Origin of the sequence: Mesorhizobium sp. M7A.F.Ca.US.005.03.2.1 (assembly GCF_003997795.1) — a bacterium.
Lineage (GTDB): Bacteria > Pseudomonadota > Alphaproteobacteria > Rhizobiales > Rhizobiaceae > Mesorhizobium > Mesorhizobium ciceri.
In genome coordinates, this window is the sequence record NZ_RZRP01000768.1 from 1 (window position 1) to 3009 (window position 3009).

The 3009-nt window shown below is 60.0% G+C and carries 4 protein-coding genes; 3 read left to right on the top strand and 1 reads right to left on the bottom strand.

All coding sequences use genetic code 11. The annotated features are described in order from the left end of the window. Positions 1 to 302 (bottom strand): ATP-binding cassette domain-containing protein (locus EN991_RS29915; RefSeq protein WP_164769466.1); only part of this gene is annotated, 302 nt, incomplete at its 3' end. A 183-nt stretch (positions 303 to 485) separates the two neighbouring features. On the opposite strand from EN991_RS29915, the gene EN991_RS29920 reads away from it, so the two are divergent. From EN991_RS29920 to EN991_RS29930, 3 genes are all read left to right on the top strand, one after another. Next, entirely contained in the window at positions 486 to 1232 is a 747-nt protein-coding gene (locus EN991_RS29920) for an FCD domain-containing protein (RefSeq protein WP_064994839.1), read from the top strand. Positions 1233 to 1279: 47 nt separating this feature from the next. Beyond that, positions 1280 to 2263 carry a substrate-binding domain-containing protein gene (locus EN991_RS29925; RefSeq protein WP_064994838.1) on the top strand — a complete coding sequence of 328 codons (984 nt, stop codon included), beginning with the start codon at positions 1280 to 1282 and terminating at the stop codon, positions 2261 to 2263. Between the two features lie 72 nt (positions 2264 to 2335). After that, positions 2336 to 3009, top strand: a 674-nt coding sequence (locus tag EN991_RS29930) for an ATP-binding cassette domain-containing protein (protein WP_245461111.1), incomplete at its 3' end; no start/stop codon positions are given.

Here is a 3009-nt window from a genome sequence, read left to right on the forward strand (position 1 = left end):
ATGCTGAGATTGGGCAGCAGGCTGAGTTCCTGGAAAGCCGTAGCCACGCCCTGCGCCCGTGCATCGACGATGCCGTGCGGCGTATAGGGCTTGCCGAAAACCGACATCGACCCGCTGTCGAGCTTCACCACGCCGCTGAGAATCTTCACCAAGGTCGACTTGCCGGCGCCGTTCTCGCCCAGCAGCGCATGGACTTCTCCCGGACGCAGGTCGATGGAAACGGAATCGAGCGCGACGGTAGGCCCGTAGGACTTCGCAATGCTGGCGATGCGGACGGCTAGCCGCGTCTCGTCGGTGCTCATGCCTCCTCCCAAGGTTAGGCCTCAAGCGGTGAGAACGTTCTCTGAGAACGTTCTCACCGTTCCACAAAGCGATATTCGTTGTCAACCGGGATTTGACGCCGCGTCTTCGCTATTGACGTATAGCTGAAGCAGGCCTACTGGTACACATACCGGACCACAAGACCTGTTAGGGTGCAAGGACGGATGGATCTACGAGCAATCCTAACCGACGACAACGGCGCGCTGAGCGGGGTGCCGAAGCGGTCGATGAAGGACTTCGTCGTCCAGAAGATCGCCACGTTCATTGCGACTGGTGTGCTTGACGTGGGCGATCCACTTCCAAGCGAGCGTGAGCTTGCGGCCGCTTTGTCCGTCAGCCGCGAGACGGTGCGCGGTGCGATCCTGATCCTTTCGACGAAGGGCATCGTTTCCGTTACGCAGGGGACTCGGACCGTAGTCGCCTCTACAGAAGTCGGGGAACTCGCAGTTCAATCGGCTCGCTATCGCGATATCTCCGGATACAGTCTCGACGATGTCCATGAGGCTCGGCTGCTGATTGAAGAGCAGGTGGCGCGGGCCGCCGCTGACCGGGTCGAAGCGGCGACGCTGGAGACTCTGGCCAGATCGATCGAAGCGCAGGAGGCGGCAATCGATGATCCTGTCCGCTTCCTCATTTGCGATCGCGAGTTTCACACGACCATCTATCGAGCTGGCGGCAATGGCGCTTTGGCGGATATTGCCTCGGATCTCTATTCCTACCTTCTCGACCATCGACGGCGCGCGGTTGCTCAGCCAACGAGCATCGCGACGAGCATAGCCGATCACCGCGCCATTTTTGCGGGGCTCGAGGCGCGCGATCCTGACGCGGCGGCAAGAGCGTTCGCTGTCCATGAAACACGCATCTACACCACGACCAGGCAGCTTCTGACGAAGTCCGCCCGGAAGCGATGAGGACGGTATTGCCGAACGACCATGCAGCACAACAGGGAGGATTTACAATGCTGACCAGACGCCTTTTTGCCACCGCAGCCCTAGCGGGCATTGTCACGCTCACCGGCATTGCCGGCTCGATGACCACCGCTTTCGCCCAGTCCAAAGAGTTGGTTTATTTGACCCCAGGCCTTGACCTTGCCTTCTGGCGATACCTCTCCAAGGGCATCGAGAATGTCGCGACGAAGGGTGGATATACCTATCAGGCTCTGGATTCCGGCAACAACGCCCAGACGCAGCTTAAAAATGCCAAGGACGCGATCGCTCGCGGCGTGGCTGGCATAATTATTTCTCCAACCGACAGCTCAACCGCGCCGGCCGTGCTCGATCTCGCCAAGCAAGCAAATATCCCCGTGGTCATCGCCGACATCGGTACCGACAGCGGTGACTATGTGTCCTTCATCATCTCTGACAATTATCAGGGCGCAAACGGCGTCGGCAAAGCGCTGGCCGAGGCGATGAAAGCCGCAGGCAAGCAAGATGGCAGCGTGGGAATCGTCGGCATCAGCCAGGCCCGTCTCAACGGTCAGGCGCGGACGAAGGGCTTCAAGGACGCGATGACAGCGGCTGGCATCACCAAGGAAGCCGGGCTGCAGCAGATGCAGACCTACACCGCTGACGAAACCTTCAAGTTCACGCAGGATATGACAACCGCGCATCCGGACATGAAGGGGCTGTTCGTTCAGACCGACGGCCCGACGCTCGGCGCCTTGCAGGCGATCAAGGCGGCACGCCTCACCGGTGACGTACTGGTTGCCGGTTTCGACGGGGTGCCGGAATTCGTACCACTGCTCCAGTCGGGCGAACTGGTGGTTTCTGGCATGCAGCAGCCGTATCTGATGGGCCAAGAATCGGGGCGCGCGATGGTCGACCATCTCGGCGGCAAAACTCCAGAAAAGAAGATCCTCGTACCGATCAAGATCGTGACCAGCAAGAACATCGAACAGGAGCTTCCAACCATCAAGGAAACGGTCTTCGCCAACGAGATGTAATCGAGAGTTTAGCCGACTTATACTGTTCGGGGGACGCGCCCTCCCCGCACAGTTCAATCATGTTCTCTTGGAGTGTACCCGCGGATGGTAGAGAGCAGTAAGGCTAGCGAGCCACTTCTCGTGGCTCGTGGCATCACCCGCCTGTTTGGGACCGCCTACGCGCTCAGCAACGCATCGATAGCGCTCTGCCGGCACGAGATCTGTGGATTGATTGGCGCAAACGGTGCGGGCAAGTCGACGCTGTCGCGGATCGTTTGCGGCCACTTGCGGCCTTCGTCGGGCGAGATATTGTTTAAGGGCGCTCCTTTGATTGCGGGCTCCGCGCGTGATGCGCTGCGCTCCGGCATAGCGCTCGTCGCACAGGAAACCAGCCTGGCGCCCGACATGAACGTGCTGGAGAACATCTTCTTGCCCAGCTATGCGATGCCCGGACGCCTGTCTTTCAGCCAATTGCGGCACAAGGCGCAGGCCCTCCTGTCGGAACTCGGTCACGACCACATGCTGCCACTCGACATCGAGGTGCGGCGGCTCTCGGCGGCGCAACGGCAACTCGTCGAAATAGCGAAGGCGCTGGCCTTAAACGCCGATCTCGTCATCTTCGACGAGCCGACCGCCTCGCTGTCGCCGATCGAGGTTGACCGGCTGTTCGACATCATGACGCGGCTGAAAAACAGTGGCAAGGCACTCGCTTTCGTCTCCCATCGGCTTGAGGAAGTGTTCGCAATCACCGATCGCGTCACGATCCT

What these genes read in the sequence shown, in the direction of transcription:
- EN991_RS29920 (WP_064994839.1), top strand. Translation starts at nt 486, where the DNA reads ATGGATCTACGAGCAATCCTAACCGACGACAACGGCGCGCTGAGCGGG.
- EN991_RS29925 (WP_064994838.1), top strand. Translation starts at nt 1,280, where the DNA reads ATGCTGACCAGACGCCTTTTTGCCACCGCAGCCCTAGCGGGCATTGTC.